The 26328-nt window shown below is 56.4% G+C and carries 26 protein-coding genes and 1 pseudogene; 14 read left to right on the top strand and 13 right to left on the bottom strand.

Going from position 1 to position 26328, the window contains the following annotated elements; all coding sequences use genetic code 11:
• Nucleotides 1-527: 527 nt before the first annotated feature.
• On the bottom strand, nt 528-1208 hold the full coding sequence (locus PKC29_13775) for a hypothetical protein (GenBank protein HML96488.1): 681 nt from the start codon (nt 1206-1208) through the stop codon (nt 528-530).
• A 125-nt stretch (nt 1209-1333) separates the two neighbouring features.
• Nucleotides 1334-1678 (bottom strand): IPTL-CTERM sorting domain-containing protein, encoded by a 345-nt coding sequence (locus PKC29_13780; GenBank protein HML96489.1) that lies wholly within the window; start codon nt 1676-1678, stop codon nt 1334-1336.
• 852 nt (nt 1679-2530) lie between these two features.
• Here PKC29_13780 and PKC29_13785 point away from each other — a divergent pair.
• From PKC29_13785 to PKC29_13795, 3 genes are all read left to right on the top strand, one after another.
• Nucleotides 2531-2749 carry a hypothetical protein gene (locus PKC29_13785; GenBank protein ID HML96490.1) on the top strand — a complete coding sequence of 73 codons (219 nt, stop codon included), beginning with the start codon at nt 2531-2533 and terminating at the stop codon, nt 2747-2749.
• 31 nt (nt 2750-2780) lie between these two features.
• The gene (gene dgt, locus PKC29_13790; GenBank protein HML96491.1) at nt 2781-4190 is read left to right on the top strand and encodes a dNTP triphosphohydrolase; all 1410 of its coding nucleotides are present in this window, start codon (nt 2781-2783) and stop codon (nt 4188-4190) included.
• A 275-nt stretch (nt 4191-4465) separates the two neighbouring features.
• A complete protein-coding gene (locus PKC29_13795) occupies nt 4466-5158 on the top strand; it encodes a hypothetical protein (GenBank protein HML96492.1) in 693 nt (230 codons plus the stop codon).
• Nucleotides 5159-5707: 549 nt separating this feature from the next.
• Here the strand turns inward: PKC29_13795 and PKC29_13800 are convergent.
• Nucleotides 5708-6139 (bottom strand): GFA family protein, encoded by a 432-nt coding sequence (locus PKC29_13800; protein HML96493.1) that lies wholly within the window; start codon nt 6137-6139, stop codon nt 5708-5710.
• A 106-nt stretch (nt 6140-6245) separates the two neighbouring features.
• Nucleotides 6246-6665, bottom strand: a complete 420-nt coding sequence (locus tag PKC29_13805) for a GFA family protein (protein HML96494.1) — start codon at nt 6663-6665, stop codon at nt 6246-6248.
• 384 nt (nt 6666-7049) lie between these two features.
• Here PKC29_13805 and PKC29_13810 point away from each other — a divergent pair, with 384 nt between their 5' ends.
• Together PKC29_13810 and PKC29_13815 are read left to right on the top strand one after the other, a co-directional pair.
• Nucleotides 7050-7655, top strand: a complete 606-nt coding sequence (locus tag PKC29_13810; GenBank protein ID HML96495.1) for a hypothetical protein — start codon at nt 7050-7052, stop codon at nt 7653-7655.
• Nucleotides 7656-8028: 373 nt separating this feature from the next.
• Complete coding sequence (locus PKC29_13815) at nt 8029-8454, top strand: cupin domain-containing protein (protein ID HML96496.1); 426 nt, start codon at nt 8029-8031, stop codon at nt 8452-8454.
• A 116-nt stretch (nt 8455-8570) separates the two neighbouring features.
• Here PKC29_13815 and PKC29_13820 read toward each other — a convergent pair whose 3' ends face one another.
• From PKC29_13820 to PKC29_13845, 6 genes are all read right to left on the bottom strand, one after another.
• Entirely contained in the window at nt 8571-9719 is a 1149-nt protein-coding gene (locus PKC29_13820) for a macro domain-containing protein (protein HML96497.1), read from the bottom strand.
• A 787-nt stretch (nt 9720-10506) separates the two neighbouring features.
• Nucleotides 10507-11268: an RDD family protein gene (locus PKC29_13825; protein ID HML96498.1), complete on the bottom strand. Its 762-nt coding sequence runs from the start codon at nt 11266-11268 to the stop codon at nt 10507-10509.
• Between the two features lie 66 nt (nt 11269-11334).
• Nucleotides 11335-12492, bottom strand: a complete 1158-nt coding sequence (locus PKC29_13830) for an RDD family protein (GenBank protein ID HML96499.1) — start codon at nt 12490-12492, stop codon at nt 11335-11337.
• Between the two features lie 28 nt (nt 12493-12520).
• The gene (locus PKC29_13835) at nt 12521-13039 is read right to left on the bottom strand and encodes an ORF6N domain-containing protein (protein ID HML96500.1); all 519 of its coding nucleotides are present in this window, start codon (nt 13037-13039) and stop codon (nt 12521-12523) included.
• Nucleotides 13040-13087: 48 nt separating this feature from the next.
• A complete protein-coding gene (locus PKC29_13840; protein ID HML96501.1) occupies nt 13088-13687 on the bottom strand; it encodes a hypothetical protein in 600 nt (199 codons plus the stop codon).
• 278 nt (nt 13688-13965) lie between these two features.
• Nucleotides 13966-14610: a S24 family peptidase gene (locus tag PKC29_13845; GenBank protein ID HML96502.1), complete on the bottom strand. Its 645-nt coding sequence runs from the start codon at nt 14608-14610 to the stop codon at nt 13966-13968.
• A 323-nt stretch (nt 14611-14933) separates the two neighbouring features.
• On the opposite strand from PKC29_13845, the pseudogene PKC29_13850 reads away from it, so the two are divergent.
• The 8 genes and pseudogenes from PKC29_13850 (at nt 14934) to PKC29_13885 (ending at nt 21257) form a co-directional block, all read left to right on the top strand.
• A pseudogene (locus PKC29_13850) lies at nt 14934-15257 on the top strand (DUF559 domain-containing protein).
• A 146-nt stretch (nt 15258-15403) separates the two neighbouring features.
• Nucleotides 15404-15784, top strand: coding sequence for a hypothetical protein (locus tag PKC29_13855; protein ID HML96503.1), 381 nt, complete (start codon nt 15404-15406; stop codon nt 15782-15784).
• Nucleotides 15785-15870: 86 nt separating this feature from the next.
• Nucleotides 15871-16152: a hypothetical protein gene (locus tag PKC29_13860; GenBank protein HML96504.1), complete on the top strand. Its 282-nt coding sequence runs from the start codon at nt 15871-15873 to the stop codon at nt 16150-16152.
• Nucleotides 16153-16850: 698 nt separating this feature from the next.
• Nucleotides 16851-17210: a hypothetical protein gene (locus PKC29_13865; protein ID HML96505.1), complete on the top strand. Its 360-nt coding sequence runs from the start codon at nt 16851-16853 to the stop codon at nt 17208-17210.
• A gap of 32 nt (nt 17211-17242) precedes the next feature.
• Entirely contained in the window at nt 17243-18541 is a 1299-nt protein-coding gene (locus PKC29_13870; GenBank protein ID HML96506.1) for a hypothetical protein, read from the top strand.
• Nucleotides 18495-19325, top strand: a complete 831-nt coding sequence (locus tag PKC29_13875) for a hypothetical protein (protein ID HML96507.1) — start codon at nt 18495-18497, stop codon at nt 19323-19325. The genes PKC29_13870 and PKC29_13875 overlap by 47 nt, the downstream gene beginning before the upstream one ends.
• A 212-nt stretch (nt 19326-19537) precedes the next feature.
• Complete coding sequence (locus PKC29_13880) at nt 19538-19915, top strand: hypothetical protein (GenBank protein ID HML96508.1); 378 nt, start codon at nt 19538-19540, stop codon at nt 19913-19915.
• Nucleotides 19916-20501: 586 nt separating this feature from the next.
• Nucleotides 20502-21257, top strand: coding sequence for a hypothetical protein (locus PKC29_13885; protein HML96509.1), 756 nt, complete (start codon nt 20502-20504; stop codon nt 21255-21257).
• 1657 nt (nt 21258-22914) lie between these two features.
• On the opposite strand, the gene PKC29_13890 is transcribed toward PKC29_13885, so the two are convergent.
• Together PKC29_13890 and PKC29_13895 are read right to left on the bottom strand one after the other, a co-directional pair.
• Nucleotides 22915-23583: a hypothetical protein gene (locus PKC29_13890; protein HML96510.1), complete on the bottom strand. Its 669-nt coding sequence runs from the start codon at nt 23581-23583 to the stop codon at nt 22915-22917.
• Between the two features lie 303 nt (nt 23584-23886).
• Nucleotides 23887-24378 carry a nuclease-related domain-containing protein gene (locus tag PKC29_13895; protein HML96511.1) on the bottom strand — a complete coding sequence of 164 codons (492 nt, stop codon included), beginning with the start codon at nt 24376-24378 and terminating at the stop codon, nt 23887-23889.
• 462 nt (nt 24379-24840) lie between these two features.
• Between PKC29_13895 and PKC29_13900 the strand changes: the two genes are divergently transcribed.
• Nucleotides 24841-25380 carry a hypothetical protein gene (locus PKC29_13900; GenBank protein ID HML96512.1) on the top strand — a complete coding sequence of 180 codons (540 nt, stop codon included), beginning with the start codon at nt 24841-24843 and terminating at the stop codon, nt 25378-25380.
• 99 nt (nt 25381-25479) lie between these two features.
• Here the strand turns inward: PKC29_13900 and PKC29_13905 are convergent, their stop codons facing one another.
• A complete protein-coding gene (locus tag PKC29_13905; protein HML96513.1) occupies nt 25480-25761 on the bottom strand; it encodes an HU family DNA-binding protein in 282 nt (93 codons plus the stop codon).
• Nucleotides 25762-26328 lie beyond the last annotated feature (567 nt).

The following is a 26328-nucleotide window of genomic DNA, read 5'->3' on the forward strand; positions in this document are numbered from 1 at the left end:
TGATGCGGACCACGTCCGCAGGAAACCGGGCATAGCCGGGACGGTGCAATTAGCATCTCCGAGCAATGTCATTTCAAGCATCGCCGTAATGATATAAGGTAACCCACCACCCGGACTGTTTTGGTTTCAGCTACTTCTGAGCGGTACCGGATGAGCTCTGGTGTAGTGGGGCGAGGGCGTCCGAATACTCGCTTGCTCGCATTCGTTCCCCTTAAGAAGGGGAGGGGAAAAAGGAAGGAGTGGGGTATGATTGCGGGGGAGAAGGGGCGGCGGCTTAATAAATCCTCCCTAACCTTCCTTTTTCTAAGGAGGGAATTAAAGATGTGCTGTTATCATTTTTCCCCCTGGAAAAAGGCCTGTCGGGGCGAAGTCTCAGCGTAGCCTGATAGCTCTGTAAAGCCTAAAGCCTCGCGTAGCCGGAGGAACAATTCCGAACGAGTGAATTGGACGCCTTCGCTTAAGACCTCGGCCTCCATCCAGTACCGTAATGAACTGGAACAAAGCGATACTGGGGGATTTAAGATCGTTTATTCCGGCTGCGCGTCGCCTGATTCCTCCGGAGCGGGCTCGGAGAATTCCTTCAATTCCTGTTGCAGCCGCCGCTCCTCGACGCGGGGGTTGAGCTCCGTGCTGTAATAGAGCGCCGACAGCACCGTCCGCCCGCTCTTGCCTTCGAGCGTGAGGAATATTTCCGTCCCCGGCTCGCGCCACGCCGCCTGGAGAAGGAGCGCGCCTTCCGAGACGGCCTTGCCGTATCCCTCGGGCCCCGTCTGCGACGCCTCGTCCTTCCAGTAGGCGTCTTCCAGTGCGGGCGCGCCGTACTCTTCCGTGAGCATCGCTTTCACCGTCTCGTAATTCTTCACGTACCGCGCCGGATCGTCGTACTGCGCCGTGACGGCGTATCCGCCGAGGACGAGCTTGTCGTCCGTGAACATGTATCCGATCTCGGCGTCGAGCTCGCCGAACTTGCCGTTATACGTCAGGGCGAAGTCGTACGGAGGGACCGGCCCCTCGCCCGTGGGGACGGAGTTTTCCGTGAGCTTCACCTGCGCGGGCGACATGCCCCAGCGCGTTTTTCCGAAGTCGTGGGTCCTGGTCTGAGCCGTGGAATCGTGCTGTATGGCGAGGAGAGGGAGGACGATCGCCGTCAAAAGCAGGAGCGGCTTGAGGGCAGTGATGTTTATATGCATGACACTGGAAGTATACACGGCGGGTTCCAGCCGGGGTGGCAAATTCAAGGGCGCAAACCCTCCCGGCCGCCGGCCTCTCAGGCCCGCGATAAAATGAGTCCGGATTTCTTTTCCACCGCCCGGCTCCCTAACCGACGGGGACTTTACGCGGCGGCTTTCTTTCTTCTTCGAGCCGCCAGGTACCCCGCTGCACCGAGGATCACCGCGGCCGCCATGAGTCCCCATTCGGAGAGCGCCGGGATGGAGCTCGTCTCGCCGCCGCCCACGCACTGGCCCGAGATCTCGCTGCACAGGGCGTTGTCCATGATGATTCCGCCCGTGTCCGTGCACGACGCCGGTCCATCGGTGATGTCGAAGCATGAGCCCTCCTGCTGGCAGCATGAGATCGGTATCGGCATCACGCCCGCAAGCCCGTCGTCGGGCAGCGTCAGAATCGCGAATCCGAAGGAAAGGATGGCAATCGATAAGGAAACCCGAATTCTACTCATATTCACACCCCCTTTCAGGAATTAACCAATTATAAAACAAGCCGGCGAAGTATTTCAAGGACCCGCGTGATAAACCACCTGAAGTGTGACAGGCGGCAATGGCGAAGCGCTGCCGCTTAGATTGTTTACTGCCGGGGGCTTCAGTGGCTGAAGGGGACGTTTCGAGCTAGCTAATAGTGGTGCAAGTGTTTTCTACTTTTCCTTGATGAAAAGTAGCACACACGTAGTGTGGTTTTCTGCGTAGCTCGTTCGGACGCTACGGGCACCGGAAGCGCGGCAGGTGGTAACAGCAAGGCGCTGCTACTTCGATTTCCTGCATGCGAGGCGTGCAAAATCATCGTTCCTTCGCTAAATCCTCCAAATACTATACCCCCACCCTGACCCTCCCCCTGGGAGGGGGAGGGAAGAGTAAGGTAGGTCGGATTTTTAACGCTCATCCACTCGATGTCTTCGGCGGGGCAAGGCTGGTGATTAATTGGAACAGACGACCGGGCGTTGCTATGAATTTCCAGGTCGGCTACGTCGAATTCCGGCACGCGTGGCGTGGACACGTAGTGTCTTTTTCGGCATAGCGCCGAAGTTGCTAAAATCACCTGAAGCGCGGCTGGTGTCAAAGGCAGAGCGCTGCCACTTCGATATCCTGCGGGCGTGGCCCGCCGGCCCGGAGGGGTATTGCTGCGCTGTTTACACAGCTTGCAATATGATGATTATCGTAAGGAAGTGCGAGATTCCATAGCGGGCCTGGAGCGATTGTCTTCCAGTATATTAAAACACACATTGTGTGTGTTATATTTATGGTGTAAGCCATGATCAGGGCTTGCGGATTAAAGACGAGCGTTGCCGGAGACGAACATGGTGCCCAGGAAAAGTGATTTGGCGAAAGAGGTCGAGAGCGAGATTCTTGACGCGCTCGGTGCGCTCCGCGAGCCCTTCGGCCCGAGGGAGCTCATAAACAAGCTCACGACCGAAAAGAAGCTCAACGACACGCTTATCCGCGAGGCGATCTGGCAGCTTATAGACCTTAAGCGCATCAGGCTCACCGACGACATGAAGCTCGAAGTGGCCGCCTGAGCCGCCCCGTTCATACCCCGGAACCTGCATAATGCCCTACCCGGACAGACTCGACGTATTCCACCCGAACGACCGCCGGCCCGACCAGCGCGCGCCCGAAGAGAGGGACAGGGACCGCATCCTCTACACGTCCGCCTTCCGCCGCCTCGCGGGGGTGACGCAGGTCGTGGGCTCCGAGGAAGGGCACATATTCCACAACCGTTTGACGCATAGCCTTAAGGTCGCGCAGATAGGGCGGCGGCTGGCGGAGAAGATGCTCCGCGAGCAGCCGGGCGAGGCCGCCGGGCTCGGGGGGATCAGCCCCGAGGTGGTCGAGGCGGCGTCGCTCGCGCACGACCTCGGGCACCCTCCCTTCGGGCACATCGCCGAGAGGGAGCTCGACCGTCTCGTCGTCGATTTCGGCGAGGTCTGGGACGGGTTCGAGGGCAACGCGCAGTCGTACCGCATCGTGACGAAGCTCTCGATACGCCATCCGAACATGCCGGGATTGAACCTTACCCGCGCGACGCTGAACGCCATCCTGAAATACCCGTGGCTTCGCGGGACGAGGGGGCGGCAGCGGAGGAAGTGGGGCGCGTACCGCACCGAGGCGGACGAGTTCGAGTGGACGCGGAAGCCGTTTAAGAACGACCAGCGGAAGACCGTCGAGGCCGAGCTCATGGACTGGGCCGACGACATCACGTACGCCGTCCACGACCTCGAGGATTTCTACCGCGCCGGGCTGATACCGCTCGACAGGCTGCGGAAGGACACGGAGCAGTTCGTGACGAAGTGGGAAAACGCGGGCAGGCTCGACGCCGCCGTAGGCGAGCTCGCGTCGAGCAGCAACGAGGTAGCGCGGTTCCTTCGCGGGACGTTCCAGAGATGGCGCGGGGAGGACAGGCGGCAGACGACGCAGGCGCGGGACGACATCGTCCGCGCGTTCGTGAGCCTGATCGGGTTTATCCCGATCGACGAGCCCTACGAGGGCACGCGCCGCCAGCGCGCGAACCTGAAGAGCTTCGCGTCGTCGCTCATCGGGCGCTACGTTTACGCGATTTCGCTGAACGTCCCCGGAAAGAAAGCCGAGCGCCGCGTTACGATAAAGGAGCGCGCCGAGCTCGAGGTCGAGATGCTGAAGGAGCTCACCTGGCATTACGTCATCGACAGTCATTCGCTCGCCCAGCAGCAGCACGGGCAGAGGAAGATCGTCTCCGAGCTGTTCGAGATTTTCCTCGGCGCGGCGCGGAACGGGAGGTACAGGATTTTCCCAGTGAACACGTCCGAGCGGCTCGCCGGGCTGGACGAGGTTTGGCGCGGGAGCGCGGACGGAAAGAACGAGCAGATAGTCCGCATCGTAGTCGACCTTATCGCGGGGATGACGGAGAAGCAGATCGTGAAGATGTATCACCGGCTGACGGGGACGTCGTTCGGGTCGGTGCTGGATACGATACTGGTGTAGATTCCTACTTTTATCTGATTACAGATGGAAAAGTCGCATTATTTTAAATCCCCCTAAATCCCCCTTTTACTAAGGGGGACTTTAACAATATGCAGTGTCCTGTGCAATATCCTACAGTCGGGACTGTTCATAATACTGCTCTTTTGTCGTCGGCGCGACTACAGCCTCTGCGTAACCATCGGTCATTACACGATATGCCTCCTCGCTCTCATGCGGCACGCATATTGCCCATATACATGCATCTTTCATCCGAAACTTCGAGGAGGATTACCGAAATGAGATACGCAGCAAGAATTCCGCTTTTGGTGTTCGTCGCGGCGCTGTGCGCCTTCGCCGTGGCGTGCGACGACGTAGAGGATGTATTCGACGACGGGCCGTCCGACGAGCCGAACTTTACCGCCGAGGGCGTAGGCGAGAACCAGGTCACCGAGCTCTTCATCGAGATACTGGCCACGCGCGACGGCCGCAGCGTGAGCGGCGAGGGCACTGCCGTTATCGGCGGCGAGGAATACGACATAGAAGTCGTCGGCGCGTCGCTCCCGACGGACTTCGACGGCGAGGCGCCGATACCGCAGACGGATGACCAATCACCGTTCGATTACGTGTGCACGCCGAGGTTTGCACACCTGGACGTCGTGATCAACCCGGGCGGGTTCGAGACGACGATGCGGCTCAATGAGTGCGAGGACGATAATTCCGACACGTTCGTCGAGGACGGGGTCGTCTACAACCCGTGTAACGACGACGAGCCGGTGGTGGACGTGGAAGCGTTCAACGGCGTTTGTCTCAGCGACCCCGACAGGGGCGTCGATTTCGGAAGGGATTCGATGGTTATAGACGAGTTCGACGGGAAGTGCACGGCAGACGCGCCGTGCGTCGTGCCGAGGGACGTTCTTATTTTCGTGCCGTCGTTTAACGGGCACATCGACGGGGACGATATTATCGACGACATAATCGACGAATTCTAGGCGGGGAGCCCCTGCGGGCAATCGACGTAGCGGGGCGGAGATTGTCCCGGCTTTCGTGCGAGCGGTGGATATAGCCGGGTCGCCGCTTCGTGGGGAAGCGCACAACGTGTGTTTCACGATCGTAGTTAGTTCGGATGCTACGGGCACCGGAAGCGCGGCAGGTGGTAACAGCAAGGCGCTGCTGCTTCGATTTCCTGCGCACGTGGTGCGCCGGGCCGGGGACACGTAGTGTCGTTTTCGGCATAGCGCAGGAGGTGCCGAGGCCACCTGAAGCGCGTCGGATGGTAATAGCAAGACTGCCGCTACTTCGGAATCCTGCACGCGAGGCGTGCAAAATCATCGTTCCTTCGCTAAATCCTCCAAATACTATACCCCCACCCTGACCCTCCCCCTGGGAGGGGGAGGGAAGAGTAAGGTGGGTCGGATTTTTAACGCTCATCCACTCGATGTCTTCGGCGGGGCAGGGCTGGTGATTAAATAGAACGGACGACCGAACGGTGCTATGAATTTCCAAGTCGGCTACGTCGGATTCCTGCACGCGAGGCGTGTCTACTCGTCCATCATCTCGCCTTCGCCGTCTTTGTTGGGGAATGTTTTGAACTTGGGGAGGCCGTCTTTCACGCGCAGCACAGATTCGCCGTAGCTGACGTGCATGACGGGCTTGAATTCGAGCCCCCGGAGCACGGCAGGATAGATGTCGATGAATCCCTTTCCGGGATGCTCGGAGTAAACGTGGCCGCCGCACGCCTTGCACGATTTCCTGAAGCTGTCGGGCGTTTTGTTGTATGTGAGCACGTTGTCCTCGCCCTTCGTGACCGTGAGCGCGCCGGGCCTCCAGAGTGAAAATGCGCTGACCGGCGCGGCCGACCAGTGCCGGCATGAATCGCAGTGGCAGTATCCCATGAGGAACGGGCCGCCCTCGGCTTTTATCTCGACCGCCCCGCAGAAGCAGGCCCCCGTGTAAGTTCCGTTTTCGCTCATCCGATTATCTCCTGGTGTTTTGAATTGTGCTTTATATATATGATGCCAGACGATACGCTTAGTTACACATAAGGATTCGGGTGGGGTCTCGAATGCTCGCAAGCCCTTACCTCTTCGGTTTGTTCTCGTCCGGCATGCCGTCGAATTTCGGCAGCCCGTCGTCGATCTTCAGTACCGATTCGGCGTAGAAAATGTGGATCTCGGGCTTGAACGGGAGGCGGCGGATAACCGCGGGTCGGATGTCGATGAGACCCGATCGAGGGGTGCTCCATGTAGAGGTGGCCGCCGCACGCCTTGCACGATTTGCGGAAGTGTCCGCGGTCTTGTTGTATGTGCGGATATTGCGGACGCCCATCGTGACGTGTACTTCGCCCGTGTTCCACAGCGCGAACGCGTTTACGGGCGCGGCCGACCAGCGCCTGCACGAATCGCAGTGGCAGTAGCCCATCAGGATAGGCTCGCCCTCGGCTTTTATCTCGACCGCCCCGCAGAAGCAGGCCCCGGTATAAACGATCTTTTGGCTCACGATTCGTCTCGTTCGATGAGCGTCGGCGGAGCGGCGGCTTCACACATTCGCTCGGCCCGGCGGCATTGTCGTCTGGCGGCTATAGTAAACAGGACTAGGAAAATTTCGTGACAAGAGCAAGTGGCAGGCGGACCACGTCCGCAGGCAATCGGCGTAGCTTAGCCTGAGCGATTAGAACGGTCCGTGCGTACGTCCGGTTAGCCCGGCCGCCGCTTCGTCGGGAAAGATACTACACCGGGCGCTGCCCGTCTGCACGGTGAAATATGCAATCGCAGAGGGATGTGAAACGTCTCGCGGTGCTCTGAATATAAACCGCTTGCTTTCGTTCCGCTGCATAATACAATTGTTTATCGAAATATATCGAAATATTGAGGAGGTATTGTCGTGAGACAATCATACATTACAGCGGCGGTAGTTTGTTTTGCGTTGTCGGGGGCGATGGCTCCGGCGGCGCTCGGGCAGTCGGCGGGTGATCCGGTGGGCCCGCTTTCGGACCTCGTCGGCGCGAGGGCCGGGCAGCAGGCCGAAGCCGAGGTGAAGGCCAAGGGGTACACGTGGGTGAGAACGGAGAAGGGCAAGGAAAGCTCTTACAGCTACTGGACCGAGAAGGGTTCGGACAACTGCGTTTCGATTCGCACGGCGGACGGGCTTTACGAGGCGATAGCTTACGCGCCCAAGCCCGACTGCGAGGGCAATACGGAGAAGGAGCCCGGAAGGACGACGGTGTCGCAGAGCAAGTGCAGGCTCTACGACGAGAAGAGCGACAATTACAAGTATGAAGGGGACTGCGAGATGATCCACATTCGGTCGGGCAACGTTTACGACGTGACGCTCGGGAACGGCGACGCTTATCACTTCCTCGGGCATGGCAGCAAGTACAGGCTTTCGACCCCGAAGGGAGCGTCCGACAATAAGGTCACGAAGCTCGAAAAAAACGGGAGCACCGTGTTCGACTGGCAGGATTGGAAGCTCACGGTCTCGGAGCAATGACGCGATGCTGTCGTAACCGAAATTCAGTGCGGGCGCCGGGCTCGCCGGGGCACGGTTCCCGCCTCGCCTGAATTACGCACGAGGGCGCGGTTCTTCACCGCGTTCGTGCATATTCCCGAAAGAGCGCTTCTTCGCGGGCTTCGCATGCCCGCAAAACCGTGGCGTTGACCGCAGACGGAAGGCAACCTATACTTGGGGTCAGGGGAGTATGGGGCCCCGACACACCGCGCGACTCCTCCTCCGCCGAATACGGAGAGGAGAGCACGCCGCGGTGAGCGCTTCGGGAGCGGGGCGGTCCGGAGTGCGGCACTCGAATACCGGCAAGAGTAGTTTCCAGGCAGTCGGCCTATCACATCTCAAGAGGAGCAAATATATGGTTCCGGTAGTAGATTCCACGAAGTTAAAGAGAGCGGAAGTCTGGGGGGAGGGCGATTCCGCCGTCCACTGGGCGGGGGCGTTCGCCGTTTACGGCGGGCACGGCACGACGCAGTCGTCCACCATAGTGTACGAGATCGAGCCGGGGCACAGGCTCGGATGGCACACGGACGCAACCGAGGAGACGCAGTACATCATAGCGGGGAAGGGGAAGCTCTTCCTCGAGGACGGCACGACGCACGACGTCGGCCCGGGGAGCGTGTTCGTTCTGCCGACGGGGCTTAAGCACGACCTCGCGAACGCGGGCACGGAGACTCTCCGGGCGGTGGCATTCTTCGCGGCGGCGATGTTCACACAGACCTTCGACGACGTGATGATGCCGCCGAAGTCGCATGTGCTGGGGACGCCGAATAGGGAGGGGTAGGAGAGGGGGCGCGGATTTAAAAACAGGCAGGGTTTTGAAAAGCCCCGGGTTTGGTGAGCTTGAAAGGGGAATGCCCGAACTACGTGTAGAAATAGTAAGAAAGGTAGAGATATAGCTCAGTTAAGCTGTGACTCGGATTTCATTTCTTCTTCAGACATTTTGCCTGGACGTATATCGAGCCAATCAAGTATAGCCAGATTTCGAATGGTGTTAGTGACGTCTTCTTTGTCCAGAGGAACCCTACGACGTTTCTTCCATTCCATAACTTCATTTAATATTTCGTCTTCTGAGGGCTTTTGAGATTTTTTTTCTTTAAGCTCTAGATATGCGAAATGAACAGTCGCAGCTATTTCCGCCTGTGTTGTATTTTGTATTCTACTGAACAGATCGGCAAGTTTATTTATGGTTTCTTGTTTCGACTCGATTTCTTTTCTATAATTTTGGATTTTTCGTGCGTCTGGATATGTGTCACCTACTTTAACAATGAACATGGAGCCTTTCTTATCTTCTTTCACCAGGCCATTATTAACCAGTTTCGTCAGTTTAGATTTCAGGTTCGGTGCAAAAGGTCCGAAACTGCCTCTTTTGAAGTCTAACCCTGTATTCAATCCACTGGTTGTGGCGAAGTAAGCAAGCTTATTCAGCATGGTTCTACCTATCGGCCAGCGATATCTGTTGTTTTCAATTCTGTTGAGAACTTCAATAATTGAAATGAATCCGGATTCAATCCGGTTCTTAGGCGTATTTTTTTGTTCAATTAGTTGTGAATCACTCGGCTGCTCAAGAAATTCAGGCTCTAATTGTCCTTTTGGGGTTCCATGTGGCGCATACAATTGAACCGGTATCTCCAATTTTTTGAGGTGGCGATATAGTGTAGGACCAACAATTTCCCAGTTCAATTCACCTAAGCCACAGCCGAGAGGAGGAACGGCTAATGAAACGATACCCCAATTCTTGTAGTGCTTTTCAAGATAATTTAAACCCTCTTCAATGTCTGAGAGCTTAGAAACTGAACGCCAATGATCTTTTGTCGGGAATAATAGAATCCATGGTTTGATCAGCCTCTTAAATATGTAAGGTTTCCCGAGTTTGACCTTTCCCAATTTGCATTGTTCCACATAGTCCTGATACATATCGGGGAATCTTTTCTTAAATTCCAGAGCAAGACCTTTTCCCATAACCCCGACACAGTTCACAGTATTGACAAGGGTTTGGGCATCTGATTTGAAAATATCGCCAACCAAGATTTGGGGTTTAATAGTCATGTTTGTTGGTTATCGAAAAAACATGTCACTGTTAATACATACATTATCACAAATATTATGACCGTCTAATAGTTCTATTATTCTTTCATAGCTTTCTATACAAGACACACAAATTCCTGATATTAAACTCGGAGGTACGCAATTTGGAACTAAAACTTCTGCACATACAGATGATTTTCGTCGAAGATACGTAGGATAGTGATCGTGATTCCAATCACGTAGAAAGATAAGAGAACTATCGAGTTTCCACAACTCTTTTGTCGAATAAAAGTTCCGCCAATCAGAAGATGCGTTCATATCCGTAACCATTACTCCTGTTGTGTTCATAATTTTAGGAGCAACTCGAAGCACGCATAGATCCTTATGCCAACTTTTCCGTTTATACATCATAGCATTTCTAGGGTTGAAATATAAATTGGCGTGGTCATGGAGGTGCGTACCATTTGGTAATGTTATATTGTCTCTAATTTCTTGAACTTTAGGGTCATCTATTTGCTGCGGTCTAATTCTCTGAGCACGGATTCTATTGTGACTTAATATCCCCTTTTCCAGGATCGATGGGATATTATCAATATTGGTAATAAAATGTAGGTACTCTATTTCTGAAAATTCCATTTATAGTAAAATACCATTTAATAATGGATATGTAATATTTCTAAGCAGCTCAAATTAAAGAATTTCTATAAATAAACTCTGCCTCTTATGTCGGGAATCAAGCGGGCCCCACGGCTGTCCGTCCTTTTCGTAGTACCAGATTTGCTCGTTCAGGATATTCATATTCCCTCCCTCACCTCCCCATTGCCGCGCCGAGGACCCCGGCGAGGAATATTAGCGCCGCTGCCGTGAAGAAGTAGAAGATCGGCGAGAGGATGTGGTAGTCGAAGTGCTCGACCTCGGTGCGGGAGAGCCTGTCCCACGGGGCGACGCCGTGCCGTTTGAGGGCCCTGTAGCCGAGCGCCTGCATTACGAGCCCCACGACCGGGAGCGCCATGCCCATGCCCATCGCCCAAACGCGGAGGCTCCGGCGGAGGGACTGCGCGATGCCGGGCTTTTGTCCTTCCGAATCCGCGATGTGAATCCCGAGAAGGTACTTGCCCGGCGTCGTGCCGTAGGCGGTTATGAGCGCGGCCTCGACGAAGGCCCATATCAACGTTAGTAGAATGACGGCGATAATCATCTGGCCGACGGTCATCGTCAGGATCCCTCGGATGCTCGAAAACGTGAGCATCGAGACGACGACGGCCACGAAGACGAACGTCATGTAGTCGAGGTGCCGCGCGAAGTACCGCGCCCACGGCTGCATCTGGCTCACGTAGACGAAGCCCGGGCCGGCGGGGACGGTAGGGTCGTCGTGAAGGGGCTCGCCCCTGGCGAAGCGCGCCTTGAACGGCTCTACCGTCGCAGCGGGGAGCCATTCTTCCATCGGGTGCGCCCAGACGAGCGTCTGCCCGGTGACTTCGCCCTCGGCTATGCGCCCTTCGATCTCGGATTCGGTGTAGGGGCCGCGCGGCCTGTTGCCGCTGTCGTAGTGCCAGATTTTTCCTTTCATCTTTACTCTGTAGCCCTCAGTACGAATTAATTGGATGCTTGTATGCCAACGACAAATCTCCATTCTTTAAGTGAGAAAGATAAGAATGAGTAGCTTCATCAGCGTGTTTAACAGATAAAGTAAGATAAGTGACCAGAATATTGCCAGAATCAACAACGAGAAAGAGAATTTGATTTTTTTATGGATTACAAGGAAATTTCCGGCTTTGTCCCAATTGGTAATTCCATTATTTTTCAACCGGTCGTATGCAATATAGTTAGTCACAAGACTCAGTATCGGTATGCCCAAGCCCTCACCGTTAAACCAAACACCGATGCTACGGTTCAAAGCGGATTTGTAGGAAAGGAGGGATTTGTCTTCATTCAGAACATAAGTTCCAAGCACGTACTTGCCCGGTGTAGTGCCAAACCTGCTCAAAAAGAATGGCTCGATAAAAACCCAAATGAATATTCCAACCATGCCAAATAGAGTATCTGTGACCCTGTTCGAAGAAATCAAGGTAAGGAAGTCGTAATCTATTATTGCCATAACGGTAAATAGAAAAATACCGACTATCCAGTAATCGGTGGTCCTTGCTATGAGCCTCACCCACGGGCGGGCGGCCGGGACTCCTTCCTCGAAATAGTGCCCGGCGGATGTGTCGCCAGGCGGTGTAGCCGTACCTGTGGATTTATCTTCCCCGCTACTATCGAGGGTGAGGTCTACCATTTTCCAGCTCCCAAAACTGTTTTCGAAATAGAGATGCTGCTTGGTATCGGCATGGGGGAATTTTATGGTTACCTTGCTGGACCGGCTGTCGATGCCGGATATTGTAAAGTTGCAGAATCCGCTCGATTCGCCGTACCCGACTTCTCTTGCGAATATTTCCATAAAGCGGGCGTCGATGCTTTTACTTTCGGATGAGGTAGCCTCGTCCTGGAACGGGTTGATGCCGTAGATGTAGAGCTGTCCGATTATGTGGGTGGCGAGCTTTACCGCGAGGCCGTTCCCGCTCTGCCGTTTTATAGCATTCTCGACGGCTTTCCTGCGCTGATTGCGAAGATATTCTTCCTTGTCGATATGCGACATGAATGCATCGACGTCGCCCCGGCAGGCTGCTTCGCGCATCTGTTCGAGCGCCGCCTCGGGCGAGCCGCCCCCGCACGACGAGAGGGCGAGGGACATGATTATTGCCAGCACCGCACCCGGGACTGTTCTATGTATAAGGTGTCTGTTATTCCTCATTCGCCGGTTGGTTCCCTGTCGCGTCATTTTAGAATCCGATCCTCCGTTTGCCCGTCGGGGCTTTGGGCGACATTATTTCCTTGAGCGTCCTGATTACGACCTCGATGTCCTCGGAGTTCCTGATACTGCGTTTGTCTATCTTCTCGACGAGGGCGGCGAGCTCTTTATACTGCGCGCCGAGCTGTCTTATCTGGACGAACGCGCGCATAATGGCAATGTTCACCTCGATCGCGCGCTTGCTTCGGAGCACGCTCGAGAGCATGGCGACGCCCTGTTCCGTGAAGGCGTAGGGGAGGTTCCTTCTGCCGCCCCAGCTTGAGATCACAGTTTGTGATATCAAGTTGTCATGCTCGTCCTTGCTTAACTGGAACATGAAGTCCTCGGGGAAGCGCTCGATGTTCCTTTTGACGGCCTGGTTGAGCGCGCCTGTCTCGACGCCGTAAAGCACGGCGAGGTCTGCGTCGAGCACGACACGCTGCCCGCGGAGGGTGTGGATGAGGGTGCGAACGTCGTCGAGAGTTTTTGGGGCGTGTTTCGTGTCTGTCATACACTTATCTCCAGGGCTTCTTGAGGTCTGCCTATCCTTTTCGCACGATTAAAAATCCTCTTCCTCGGATTTATTTTTGTATGATTCCATGAGCGCTTTGGATTTTCTGTCAATGTAGATAATTCCCATTCCCGCTTGGAAATTTTCTCCTTTAAGAGTGAGTCTTATATCTGTTCCAGGCGTTTGCCAGTCGGATTGAAGGGCTAGGTGGCCTACTGATACGGCGGTCCCATAGTTCTGGGGATCGTCCTTGTACAGATCGTTGCTCCAGACAGTATTGTCCTTGGAAGGAGAGCCGTATTTTCGCGTTAGGATTTCCTTAATCTTAAGATAGTCTTCCAGGTACTTATTGTCATTAACATAAGACTCTCGAAAATTATAGAAGGTGGATACGAGCTTATTATTTATGAAGTGGTAGCTGTAAAGAGTCTGTAAGTTAGCGACATTCCCGGAGTAGATTATTATCAAGTCGCATTGGCTAGCAGGCCCTTCGGCTATTGGACTTGTGTTCTCCGACGCCTTCACCTGCGCGGGTGTCATTCCCCATTTCGTCTTTCGGAAGTCGTAGCCGTCCTGGTCCTGCGCCTCGGCGGCACATGTAAGAATGCAAAGCAAAGCTATCGCTATAAATGTGTGTCCTTCCCGCATTGAATATCCCCCTGATGCAATAATTGAAATACAATACTATCTAAAGATTAAACTATTAACCTTATCAGGCAATGTCTCCGAATTTCTAAATTCCCCACACACTGGAAACGAGATGCTGAATCAAGTTCAGCATGACGAATTTTTGTTGCCGCATCCGGGCTCGCCTACACATCGTGTGCTTTTCAACGGAATAGCCAACCCTTGCTATTGTGGTCATCCGCGCCAGCCGCATTATGAGCTCCGCCTCGCTATGTCGGCATCCTCCGGGCGTGGCCCGCCTACACATTCTGGAAAACCCACCTTACGCGGCCGACGATGAGGTTCGGGTCCATGTCTCCCACCGAGACGGAGTAGTCCCCCACCATTTTGTTGTCGCTCTTGACGATCACCTCGTTCGGCTTGATCTCGAGGCGCTTTACGACGTAGCCCTCGTAGGGGAGGTGGAGGCAGTAGATGCCGTTGCTGACGACCTTTTTATCGTCGGGGTCGAAGCCGACGTAGGCCCCGTTGACTATCGTCGGGTACATGCTGTCGCCCTCGACGCGGAAGCCGTTCGTGTACTTCCGCACGATGCGCGAGGGGAGGGTTATCTTCTCTATAGGGTCGGCGTCGGGCGAGGCGAGCGGATTGCCGGCGCCGGCGAGCTCCCATATCTTCACCTCGACGAGCTGGTCGCCGCCGAAGACGGAACCCAGGTCGGGCATGAACATATCCCCGAGGCCGCGCCTGAGCCATCTCGGGCTTACGTTGTAGATCTTCTCTATTACTTTAAGGAACGGGTCCGGCGGGCGCGTCCGCCCGGATTCCCAGCTCAGGACCGTGTTGAGCGATTTTCCTATCCCCTTGCCGAAGTCCTCCTGGTTGAGGTCGAGCGCCTCTCTCAAGAGCTTTAGCCGCTTACCGATTTCATTGTTCTGATTCAATTTTACTCCCCCTATTCGCAGAACTGTGAAATTAACCTTGACAAATTCACAGAATTGTGATTTTATTATACGTAGTGAATATCACAATGTCTATATTAATACACAATATTGTGAATTGCAAGTATGAATCTGGGAATCTTCGGGGAACGGTAATTCGCGGGATTGGGAACCGGGGGCGCACCGCAATTCATTTCCTTCCCCCTGCTTGCGGGGACGAATGCGAGCGAGTGAGCATTCGAGTGCCGCTGGAAAGGGCGCATGAGATTATACAGTACCGCATTGCGGTTGAAGGAATTAAAACAGGTCAGGATGGGGGGCATGGTATGCGCAACGGACTATTGACAAGATGGAAGGCCAAAAGACTGAGGAAAAATCTGACCGATGCCGAATCGAAGTTGTGGAGGCATATACGTCTGAGACAGGTTGGGGGATTCAAGTTCAGGAGGCAGCATCCGGCAGGCCCGTATATCCTGGATTTCGCATGCGTGGAAAAGCTCATGGCTATAGAGGTGGATGGCGGTCAACACGGCGAGTATGTGGACTATGATTTCAGGCGAAGCGCATACCTTGAAACTCACGGCTACAAGGTCCTCAGATTTTGGAACAGTGACGTGCTTAAAAATATCGAGGCGGTGAAGGAAGTGATTTTCGACGCCCTGTGTGGGGACGGTTTACCCCCTCCTTACTCTCTCCTCCCCCTGGAAGGGGGAGGAGAGAGTAAGGAGGGAGGCTGGAGCAAGCATGAAGCGGGAAGTAATAAAACGGAATTCAATATAAGGAGGGGACGGAGCACATGGGACGTATAGAGCACATTACGACGCAGCAGATCATAGGAGAGTGGGGCAGCATAGAGAAGTTCGCGGCGTCGCACGGGGTGAGCCCGGCTTCGACGAAGATGGTGATTTACGTCGAGGGCGCGCGGAGCAGGCCGGTCGAGGACGCGCTCCGGAAGTACGGTTATTTGAACCTTCTCCGGTTCGAGAAGGAACTAAAAAGGAGAGGGGAGACTTTCTCGGACTACGTCTCGGGGGGCGGCCTTAACCCGGTCGAGCTTATCGAGACTCTAAGGATGAAGGAGGCTCACCCGAATGTCGTAACGGGGCTCAAGAAGGACGGGTATTGGGTGGTGCTTGAAAAAGAGGTCGGAAACAGCGCCGGCAAGAAGGCGGCGTAGCGGGTGATGGGCTGATGTAACGGGGGCCGGGGCCGGGTCGGTCAAAATTCACGGTGCGCGGAAGGCGCGCAGACGAGGAGGCAGTCATGAAATACGGATTTTTAAGGTACACGAGCTATTTGGTTCTGGTCTTCGGCTTTTTATACATGAGCTGGCACCTGGGGCGGTCGTTCGAAAGCGACGGCGGGACGGACGAAAGCGTGACTATAACGACCTGCAGGGACAGGGGGGATTCCATCGACTGCAGCTCGGTAGAGGTCGGGCTCGGGGATTTCATACACGTTTACGACAGGATGACGGACGAGCCCGACGGGGTCGTGCCCATAGCGGCGGACACGCAGCCGAGGCTCGAGTTCACGAAGAGGTAGGGGCAGTAGTAGATTTCTCCGGCCGGCCCGCGGTCCGGTTGCGCGACAGCCGCGGGGGAGACTCCGTAGAGAAAAGCGGAGGGCCGGGGCGCACTCCTTTGAAACTGTTCCGGAAGGATTGCCGTCGCGGGCTGCCGGGCCCGCGCGTGGTCTCCGGGCGAGGGAGGGGCGGGTATGGGGCGCATCACATGCGCAGGAAATTGACGTAGCAGTGGGGGAAATACGATCGGCGATTGTGCGAACGCGGGTATGGCGAAGAAGTCGCTATAGAGGAAGTTGCTATATCTGAAAAGAGGGCAGGTCACACCTGCCGGAAATCGGCGTAGCTAGGGGTTGAAATGTAGCCTGCGGTTGTGCGATCGGTGCGTGTAGCGGGGTGGTTGCCGGCGGGAAAGCGCACCACGTGCGCAGGAAATCGACGCAGCCGGGGCGGAGATATTTCCGGCTGCTGTGCGAATTGCGGGTGTAGCGGGGCGGCCGCAGGTAGGAAAGCGCACCAAGCGCTCAGGAGATCGGCGAGACCGCAGTGCCGCTGACGCAGGGTTGGAATTAAGGGAACCCCCACCTTAATCTGATTAGGTCTCGGCTGCTTTCGAGCTGTACTGTATGCGCACCGGTGCAGTTGACGAAGGGCGTCCGAATGCTCGCTCGATCGCATCCGTTCCCTCGGGGGAGAGGGTGAAAAGAGCAGGCAAGGAATGACCGGCGAGGTCCAGGGGGATAAAGGAAGCAGCGGGATGAAAAGGAATCGGTCGGAATCGGAGTTCGAGGGATTGGGGATACCAGGCGCATACGATCCGGTGATCGAGTTGATGCTCCTCGAATGGGAGGTCGAGACGCTGCGGCTCCCGGAGCCCGTTGAGCCTGGGACAGGCACGCAACACGCACCGGAAGCCAGCGTGGCAGGCGTGGGAAAGACGGCCGGTGATCGTATGAGCGGGGAGAGTGACAGGGCAGTTGCCGCTGCGATGTCGAACCGGGGTATGTGTCGTCTCCCACGTTTGTTCGAGATGACAACCGGGGAAAACCGGTGGGAGAAGGAAAGAAGGGTTGTCTGAATATCATGCGAGAAGGAGAAGGGCGGTCTGAAATGAGAAGGGATACGTGGGAAAGCTTGCTGACGAAGAAGGGTTACATGCGCGTGCCGAGGGCGCTTCGCCTGCGGCGCGCCGAGCTCGGGCTCACAAATAACGAATATACCATATTGCTGGACTATGTAGATTATTATACATACTGCGGGACGGAGAATCCGTACAGGCATCTCTCCGAGGTGAACGGCATGAGCGAGCGGTCGATACGCCGGGCGCTGGCCGCGCTCGAGCGTAAGGGGCTGCTCACCCGGCGGGTCCTCCGCCGCGAGAACGGGCGCATAAACGGCGTCGTTTTCAGCCTTGACGCGCTCGTCCGTAAGCTCACCGACCTCATGACGAAACCTTCACCCACACAGGGTGATGAAAGCGTCAGGGACGTGGGTGAAGAAAGCATCAGCCCAAATACATCAGAAGAGTTTAAATCATCAGAAGAGTATAAGAATACACGCCGGGGGCGTGTGTCTTATCCGGGAAAAGAGTGTCCGAATCCCGGTAACCACAGGTCGTTAAGGGAAGAGAACGCCGGGTGGGGAGAGGGGTCTGACCATGCCGTACGGGAGGCATGCGAAGGCGCGGACGGAACGGCCCGCCCCGGAGGTAAGGCGGGCCGCCGTCCCTCGCCGACCGGTGTGCGTCCCGGAGTTTCGAGACTATCGCGGCCCGGGCACGGCCCCGTCATCCGCAGGAAGGCCGCGGCGAGCGGCGGGGCGTATTCGCCGGCCAGGTGGTACGACACCGTCTTCTCGCACATGTACGAGACGGCCGCGGGCCAGCCCGTGCTGAGAGCTGCGCGCGAGTACAGGGCGGCGGTCGCGTATTTCGTGAGGCTGGCGGCGCTTAATCCCGGACTCGGGTCGGAGGGGCTTTTCGAGAGGGCGACGGCCGGGGCCGAGCTGATGATACGCTCGCAGATGGAGGGCGGGGTGTTCGGGTGGATGCACAAGCCGCCCGACATATGCGTTCTGTCCGGGCAGGCGCAGTCGGTGGATTATCACCTCAGGCTGAGGGAGTCGGAAGGCGGCGGGGGAGGGCGTGCGAACGGCGGCGCAGTCGGCTCCGCCGGAGCGGGGGACGCGGGGGAAAGTGCATTACGGCACATAGAACGAATCGAGGAGGCAAGCAATGAAAGAGAACAGTACGCGAGGGTTTTCGGCGAGCTCCGGGGTATCGAAGACGCGTCCCGACGGCGCGCGGCGTCGCACGGCGCCGGAGGCGGGCGCACGGCACTCCCCGGGCGAGAGGGAAAGGAAGATGATGAGGGAGGCGCTGGCGTTCCTGAAAAGCGCCGAGCCGGGTAAGGACCCCGAGGCTGTATTGAAAGCGCTCTTCGCCCTTTACGGCGAAATAGACCGGAACGCAGAGTATATCCGCCCGGGCGAGAGGGAGTTCTTCCCGGCGGACGCGTCGCAGCGGACGATAGAGAGGTTCCTCGAAGGCTTCAGGTACGTCTACCTCATCCTGAAGCGCGCCGAGGAGAGGGTGAGGCTTGCGAACACCTTCTCGGCGTTCCGGGAAAAATGCCGCGTCTATCTCGGAAAGTGCGGCTACTCGGAGACGTTCGCCGAATCGCTGCTCGCCGAGGGCGGAGTCTTCTACAGGCAGAGCTTTAACTACTGGCGGACGGCGTTCGGCGACGACGAGGAGGGGCTCGGCGTCATGTACGGCTACTTCCGCGCGTGCTTCGGCATAATCGGCAACGACGACTATTGCTGGGTCGAGCTCGGCGGCCGCGAGGTTACGTACGACTGGCGGCGGATGAAGTATTGCAGGGAGCGGCTCGACGAGGAGAACGCGGCCTCTGTGGAGACGCCCTACGTCCGCCCGTATGGGAGGAGTGGTCCGAGGATACGCGGGCCAGGCTCCGTGCGTTCAGGGAAAAGTACAGGGCCGAGGAGAAGCAGGAGGATAACTCGTCGAGGGCGGCGGCCGACGCGCTTCTCCAGGAGATACGGGCCCGGAACCGCGAGCGGGGGCTCTTCCGGGATGGGCGGTAGCAAGGCGTGGAAGCAGAAAGGCGCCCCTGAGGAAGATATTCAGGTGCGCGCGAAATTGTTGTGTAGTGATAACATCTGGTTATGGTGAAAACCTGATGCCTGAAATGAGGTGTATTTTAACGGCAATTCGAATGAAGCGGGCTGAAAAGGCGGTGATAAGGGAGTCCCGGGGAGGCCGGTCCGTGTACGGAGTTGATAATTTATAAGAAAATTAGGGGATAATTGTGCATTTTTCAGGTATAATATTAAAGCGGGGGTAGAAGATTTAGTGCCGCCATGAGGCACCGAAGTCGGGATATTATGGCAGCTAAGGCTAAAAAAATCAGAAAAGTAACGGACGCGAGGGACAGCGCTCCGAAGAAGACTGCGCCGCCGGGAGGCCGCGCGGAACAGCCGTCGGGGAAGGGCGGAAAGGCCCTTTATTATCACGAGCGGCTCGGCATCACTTTCAGAATAATCGGGCTTCTCTTCGAGGACGATCAGTACGAGATATACCACGCCTCGAACAAGAAGTACGACAGGAATATTATCCTTCACTTCCGCAGGACTAACGGTCCGCGGAAGTTTAACGTGAGGAAGGTGGACTTCGAGCGAGTGACGGCGGGGGCGCAGCCCAAGCCGCCGCGCGAGGTCAACCTGCCCTGGGATAACAAGTCCGACAGGCTGAAGGGCCACTGACGGGCCCGGGGGAGACCGGCACCGGGCCGAGCGCCCGGCGACCCCGACCAGTCCGTAACAACCATTAAAGTTTCCAAAGGAGTGAAACCGCGGGATACGTGCACGTATCCCTGACGGGAGAGCTGTATTCGCGCCAGCGCGGTTTTCGTGCGGCTGGAATGCGGAGGGGAATGGTTCCGCCGAACGGGTGCGGACTCCGGTGTGGAGCATGCGGCGGGCTGTAACGCTAAAAGCGGCGGCCGCGCACACACGTTATGTGGATTTCGGCGTAGCCGGTGAGGAGATTATTGCACCGGAAGCGCGAAGCGGTCACTGCTATACGCCGCTGCTTCGATTTCCGGCGCGCGGCACACACGTATGTGTGTTTTTAGATGTAGCGGATTCGGCGATATGTTGCACCGTTCGCGCGGCCGGTGGTAATTGCATGGGGGCTGCAATGTCGTATTCCGGCGGGCGTGGCCCGCACACGTAGTGTGTTTCTAGATGTAGCACATTCGGCGGTATGCCGCACCGTTCACGCAGCCGGTGGTAATTGCAGGTCGTATTCCGGCGGGCGTCGCCCGCAAAAATTTCTTTGGAGGCTTTGATGGAAACTGATTTCGATTATTTACGCTGCCCGATGTGCGGCGGCGAGCTGATTTATTCGGAGGGGACGCACGACCTTTGCTGCAGGCGGAACAGTCCGGAGGCGGGAGAGGCTGCGGCCGGGGCGGAGGAGCAGGAGCAGGCTTATGCGGCGCCGGGCGATCACGACGCGCCCACGCTCTGCGAGGAGCGGGAGGCGTACGGGGCGTCCCCGGGGAGCGGCGGCTCCGGCGGATCGATGCACCAGGGGTTTCACGCGGGAGCGCCCGCCCATGGAGGACGCACCGGCCTCGGCGGCGCGAGGCTCCGGAAGGCGCGGCAGTCGGTCCCGGCCGACAGGCCGCACGTGAGCCGAAAGGGGTTCAGGCGGAGCGCCGGGCTCGTGGCGCGTGAGGGGGGAGCCCCGTCCGGGGACGGCTGCCTCTTCGCGCTGTCGTTTACGGGGAGCGGCGGCCACGGGACGCTGTGGAGCGTGCGCACCGATCACCACAACACGAATTACTTCGCGCTCATGCGTCTTTTCCAGAGGATAGAGAAGAGGGTCGAAAACGGCGAGCAGCTCGCGCCCAACATCCCGAACACCGCGCGGAAGGTCGAGCGGAGCCCGGTGCTCAAGCTCGCGTTCAAGTACGGGCTCGAAGAGGAGGACATCTATTCGATCCGGCACAGTACGGAGTCCGTCGAACGCCTCGCGCATTTCTACAATCTTACGGAGGGGGAGATTAGGGTCATCAAGCGTGCGAAGCTGGAGGAATGAGGGGGCGAAGGGGGCGTCCGGCGGCGCGGCGGTTACGGCGCGGTCAGGTTTTGTGTAAACCCTGTTTTGTCACCGCCTCCTATGACCGATTGCTTGCGGAAGTGAATTCCCAATCCGGCTTCGATGAAAACCTGCGCCGCGACAAGTTAAGACATTTGGGAATGACAGAATGTTCGGAGACTAAAGGCATCTGAAGCGCGGATGGTGATAATAGCTACCTCGCTACTTCGGTATCCAGCGGACACGCTCCGCCAGTTGCTGAAGGGGAAGTTCTGAGCTAACAGGTAAGAGCGGTGCAAGTGTTTTCTACTTTTCCTTGATGAAAAGTAGCACACACGAAGTGTGATTTACGACGAAGTACCTTCATGGATTTTTGCAACTGAAGTGCGAAAGGTGGTAATAGAAATGCGCTGCTACTTCGATTGCCAGCGGCAGCGAGCCGCCGGGCCGGACACATAGTGTCTTTTTCGACGTAGCAACGAAGTTGCTAAAGTCACTTGAAGCGCGTCAGGTGGTAATAGCAAGACTGCTGCTACTTCGGAATCCTGCACGCGAGGCGTGCAAAATCATCGTTCCTTCGCTAAATCCTCCAAATACTATACCCCCACCCTGACCCTCCCCCTGGGAGGGGGAGGGAAGAGTAAGGTAGGTCGGATTTTTAACGCTCATCCACTCGATGTCTTCGGCGTGGCAAGGCTGGTGATTGAACAATATGGACGACCGAACGGTGCTATGAATTTCCAAGTCGGCTACGTCGAATTCCGGCACGCGTGCACACGTACGTGTGTTTCTCGACATGGCAACGAAGTTGCTAAAGTCACTTAAAGCGCGTCAGGTGGTAATAACCATGCCTTGCTATTTCGATATCCTGCGGGCGTGGCCCGCCGGCCCGGAGGGGTATTGCTGCGCTGCTTACGCGGCTTGCAATATTAAGGGATTTTCGACGTAGCACTGAAGTTGCTGAAACCACCAGAAGTACGGCTGGTGATATTGGCAAGACGCCGCCACTTCGATTGTTTACTTCCGGGGGGCTCCAATGGCTGAAGGGGAAGTTCTGAGCTAGCTTGTAAGGGTGGTGCAAGTGTTTTCTACATTTTGACTGACCACACACGAATGTGTGTTTCTCAGCGTAGCGTGTCCTGAGACTATAACCACCTGAAGCGCGGCGGGTGGGAATCGCATGGGACCACTGTTTCGATTGTTTGCGGACGCGGTCCACTAGATTGACGCGGTCGCGCGGGGGCGCTTCGCTCGCAATGACGGGTTTAAGGTAACCCCCGCCTTGGTCCTCCCCCTGAAGGGGGAGGAGGGATTAAAAGACAGATTTCTCCCAGCGGTCGAAATGATAAAAAAAGCGCTTGACGGATTGCTGGTGGAAATGGATTCCCTACCCGCCTTCGCCTTTCAGGCTTTCAGGTTTCGCATGGCTATCAGGCTACGCTGAGGCTTCCGACTTCGCCTCGGACCCGCTTCCAACTTTGCTTCAGACTCCACTAAAGCTCCGACCGATAAAAAGGCTTCGTTGGACAAGTCGCCCCGACAAGTAAAGGCAAAGGCATTCGGGAATGGCATGTTTTCTCTGAAGCGCGGCAGGTGATATTGGCAACAACGCTGCTACTTCGATTGTCTGCGGACATAGTCAGTCATGTTATATGAGTCAGTGCGTGTAGCGGGTGGCGCGCTGGATCGCGGCGGCCGGCTCGCAGGAAAACTCACCCGAGTTCGTAGCCTTCATGGTGGAGAGGTCGAGCGACATTTTTTCGGTGTAGAGGACTTGCTTTCCTTCCTCTTCCCATTTGGCGGCGTCGGGGCAGGGGATGGACGATTTGGTTTTGCGGCTCGATTTGAGGACGCGCTTGTAGAGGAGCGTGTCGCCTTCGAGCACGGGATCGGCGTACCAGTCGAAGTAGACCAGGCTCTTCGCCGCGGCGTCTATTATAAGGAGGCGCTTGTGGTCGCGGCCGGGCCATTCGTCGATGAAGAGGAGGCCGCCGTGCATGCCGAGGAAGGCGTTCGCCCCGCCGAATTCGCCCGCGTTGATCTTGTACCACGTGTTGTGGGGCCTCAGACTGCACGGGTCGGCGAGGCTCGCCGGGTGTTTGAAAATGTAGATGTCCTGCCCGGCGAAGTCGGTCGAGTGGCGGGTGTTGACGACGTAATTTTTGTACTCGTGGGACTTCCATTCGCCGCATTGCCTGACGGACGGCGTGTCCGCACCCTTCATCATCGGAGGCGGCTCCGGCTCGTTCGCGAGGGAGCCGCGGGCCGCCGCGGACAGAACCGCGAGGACTGCGAGCATGAGATATGTCAGTGTTCTTCCCGGCACGGGATATATGATACCGGCGAAGTACGCGGGGGCAACACACACGTAGTGTGTATTTACGACATAGCAGGTATGTATCTTCGTAGCGGCTTTTGTGCGAGGGGTGATTATATAGTAAAGCCGACACTCCGGATTGTTGCATGCACACAGAGTGTGTTTCCCGAAGTAGCGGATTCGGATGTCATGGTATCCAAAGCGCGGCTGATAGTTATGGCAATACGCTGCTACTTCAATTGTCGGTGGCTATGAGCCGCCGGGCGTGGCCAGCCGTCCCGGGGATGTATTGTTTCGCCGCATGGCTAATGGCTATGTAGTTCGTATATATCGGGAGAGGTGATAGGCGGCGAGTTTTTTGTCCTCGCGGCAGATCGAAGAACGCTCGTTTCTTATGAATGCCGGGAGGCCCTTGGGATTTATGACCCACGTGCTGCCGGCATCGTGCCGCGCCGAGGATTCGACAAACCAGCCTGGGAATACGACCGCCGATCTTACCTTAAAATTCCTGCCGATAGATTCCGAAAGGAATTGTCTCAGCCAGTCGGCTCCGGCGCGCACCTGCTCGACCGGATTGGGGCGTAGTCTGACGCTGCCTGCCGTGATGCCGGAACCGTCGTATTTTATTGTGGGGTTACCCCGCGCAGGTTTGCTCAGCGTTTTCGTTTCGACGACGAACACGCCTCTTTCGGATATGATAACATGGTCGAGGTTGAAGCCGCCGCAGTCTATGTCATGAAAGACGGCACAGCCTTTTTCCCTGAGCGATTCGAGGTATTGACCGACGGCCTTTTCCCCGTCCATCCCCGCTTCAGCAGTTTTAGTTTCTTTCGAGTATGGAGCACTTTGTACGTGCAGTAGCCTATGGTGATGAGGCCAATAACCGTAAACGTCAGAGGATGTATCCGTTGTCTCGAGAAGTATTGAAGCCATTCGATTAATATTAAAAGGAGCAGGCAGCCGCCGCCGACTAGATAAAAATTCATGTCGAGGACGGCAAGCCCTTTTATGTAACGGCTGATTCATTCGCCGGGGTTGTGAAGGGGCTTGGCTTTGAGCGGCGAGCGGCGAGCGGTTCTGGGTTTCGACGGTTGCATGACGAGTGCTGATTGTGATTTTAATTAATTATATAGCGGGATTTTCGTATGTGGCCGGCAGGCCGTCCGAAACCGGGGGTATAATTTTAAATTAGCGGCTTATCGAGGCGAATGACGGATTGCCGGTTTCGCGGGGGGCGGGGGAATACGGAATCCGGGGAGGAGCGTTATGAAAAATCTGATGGTTGCATTTGCAATGACTTTGCTGGCAGGCGTTTTGATCCTGAGCGCCGGGTGCGACGGCGACAACATACTGGCGCAGGAGACGCCGGAGCCCGAGCCGACGAACGCGCCGGGGCCCGGCGGGCCCGAGGGTGTGACGACAGTAGTTTCGGGGACGGTGATGGCGCCGTCTCAGCAGGGCTGTAACGGCATCGGCGGGATAAATACGGGCGACACTGTTGATATAGTGATAACGTCGACAGGGGCGACGAGCGGTAATGCCAGCGTTACGGTGAACAGCGGCACGGGCGGGACGATAGAGTGCGAGACAAAGGGGTCGGAAGATAGCGTGGACGTACCGCCGATAACCAATATCGGCTGCACCGTGACATCCGTCGAGGGCGGGATTTCCGGCGTCAAGGTGAACGACAAGCTCGCCATAGGCATCAATTTCAACTTCTCTCCGCTGACGAAGGAGGTCGGGATTTTCGTCTTCAATAGCGCGTGCTCTGCCGCCGGGATCACGAGCCTGAACGCCGATTCCTGACACGGGGACGTCGCCGGATAGTGCGCCGGGCACGAAGATATCGGAAGGAACTCGATTCCCTGGGAAAGTGGATGTGTGAAGCGCGTCAATGCCGCGCGGTTACCAGTATCCGCCTATAACCTTTTCAACGCCTTTAGAAGGCTTGAACTTCAGCACCTTCTTGGCGGGTATGTCTATCGATGCGCCGGTCGCGGGATTGCGTCCCCGGCGGGCGTCCCGCTGTATGAGCTTGAAGATTCCAAGCCCCGACAGTGTCGCGCTGCCGTCTTTTCTCAGCCCTTCGATGAGACCCTGCACGAGTGAGTCGAGAATCCGGGCCGCCTTCGCCCGGCTTACGCCCGTGCTTTTTGCGATGTGAGCAATCAGGTCGCTTTTGGTCATAAGCTGCCCTCCTATTCTCCTATTGTACTATAATCCGGTAATTAAATCTCTAATATTTCACACGAGAGAAAGGCTTATTCTAGTGCTGCTATTGCAATGGACGGGGTATGTGGGGGTGAAAAACCTCTCAGGTTCATTCTCACGGGCCGGGGACACGTAGTGTCATTTTTCGACGTAGCAACGAAGTTGCCAAGACCACCTGAAGCGCGTCAGGTGGTAATAGCAAGACTGCTGCTACTTCGGAATCCTGCACGCGAGGCGTGCAAAATCATCGTTCCTTCGCTAAATCCTCCAAATACTATACCCCCACCCTGACCCTCCCCCTGGGAGGGGGAGGGAAGAGTAAGGCAGGTCGGATTTTTAACGCTCATCCACTCGATGTCTTCGGCGGGGCAAGGCTGGTGATTAAATGGAACAGACGACCGGGCGGTGGTATGAATTTCCAAGTCGGCTACGTCGAATTCCGGCACGCGAGCACACGTATGTGTGTTTCTCGGCATAGCAACGAAGTTGCTAAAGTCACTTAAAGCGCGTCCGAAGAAAATGACAATGAGCCTGCTACTTCGA

The sequence above is a fragment of the Thermodesulfobacteriota bacterium genome, assembly GCA_035325995.1.
In the GTDB taxonomy this organism is placed as follows: Bacteria; Desulfobacterota_D; UBA1144; order Nemesobacterales; family UBA2774; genus JADLGH01.

Excerpts from the sequence above, each read along its gene's own strand:
- PKC29_13780 (HML96489.1), bottom strand. The coding sequence starts at position 1,678 with ATGAGTAGAATTCGGGTTTCCTTATCGATTGCCATCCTTTCCTTCGGA.
- PKC29_13785 (HML96490.1), top strand. The coding sequence starts at position 2,531 with ATGGTGCCCAGGAAAAGTGATTTGGCGAAAGAGGTCGAGAGCGAGATT.
- dgt (HML96491.1), top strand. The coding sequence starts at position 2,781 with ATGCCCTACCCGGACAGACTCGACGTATTCCACCCGAACGACCGCCGG.
- PKC29_13795 (HML96492.1), top strand. The coding sequence starts at position 4,466 with ATGAGATACGCAGCAAGAATTCCGCTTTTGGTGTTCGTCGCGGCGCTG.
- PKC29_13800 (HML96493.1), bottom strand. The coding sequence starts at position 6,139 with ATGAGCGAAAACGGAACTTACACGGGGGCCTGCTTCTGCGGGGCGGTC.
- PKC29_13815 (HML96496.1), top strand. The coding sequence starts at position 8,029 with ATGGTTCCGGTAGTAGATTCCACGAAGTTAAAGAGAGCGGAAGTCTGG.
- PKC29_13820 (HML96497.1), bottom strand. The coding sequence starts at position 9,719 with ATGACTATTAAACCCCAAATCTTGGTTGGCGATATTTTCAAATCAGAT.
- PKC29_13825 (HML96498.1), bottom strand. The coding sequence starts at position 11,268 with ATGAAAGGAAAAATCTGGCACTACGACAGCGGCAACAGGCCGCGCGGC.
- PKC29_13830 (HML96499.1), bottom strand. The coding sequence starts at position 12,492 with ATGAGGAATAACAGACACCTTATACATAGAACAGTCCCGGGTGCGGTG.
- PKC29_13835 (HML96500.1), bottom strand. The coding sequence starts at position 13,039 with ATGACAGACACGAAACACGCCCCAAAAACTCTCGACGACGTTCGCACC.
- PKC29_13840 (HML96501.1), bottom strand. The coding sequence starts at position 13,687 with ATGCGGGAAGGACACACATTTATAGCGATAGCTTTGCTTTGCATTCTT.
- PKC29_13855 (HML96503.1), top strand. The coding sequence starts at position 15,404 with ATGGGACGTATAGAGCACATTACGACGCAGCAGATCATAGGAGAGTGG.
- PKC29_13860 (HML96504.1), top strand. The coding sequence starts at position 15,871 with ATGAAATACGGATTTTTAAGGTACACGAGCTATTTGGTTCTGGTCTTC.
- PKC29_13865 (HML96505.1), top strand. The coding sequence starts at position 16,851 with ATGACCGGCGAGGTCCAGGGGGATAAAGGAAGCAGCGGGATGAAAAGG.
- PKC29_13870 (HML96506.1), top strand. The coding sequence starts at position 17,243 with ATGAGAAGGGATACGTGGGAAAGCTTGCTGACGAAGAAGGGTTACATG.
- PKC29_13875 (HML96507.1), top strand. The coding sequence starts at position 18,495 with ATGATGAGGGAGGCGCTGGCGTTCCTGAAAAGCGCCGAGCCGGGTAAG.
- PKC29_13880 (HML96508.1), top strand. The coding sequence starts at position 19,538 with ATGGCAGCTAAGGCTAAAAAAATCAGAAAAGTAACGGACGCGAGGGAC.
- PKC29_13885 (HML96509.1), top strand. The coding sequence starts at position 20,502 with ATGGAAACTGATTTCGATTATTTACGCTGCCCGATGTGCGGCGGCGAG.
- PKC29_13895 (HML96511.1), bottom strand. The coding sequence starts at position 24,378 with ATGGACGGGGAAAAGGCCGTCGGTCAATACCTCGAATCGCTCAGGGAA.
- PKC29_13900 (HML96512.1), top strand. The coding sequence starts at position 24,841 with ATGAAAAATCTGATGGTTGCATTTGCAATGACTTTGCTGGCAGGCGTT.
- PKC29_13905 (HML96513.1), bottom strand. The coding sequence starts at position 25,761 with ATGACCAAAAGCGACCTGATTGCTCACATCGCAAAAAGCACGGGCGTA.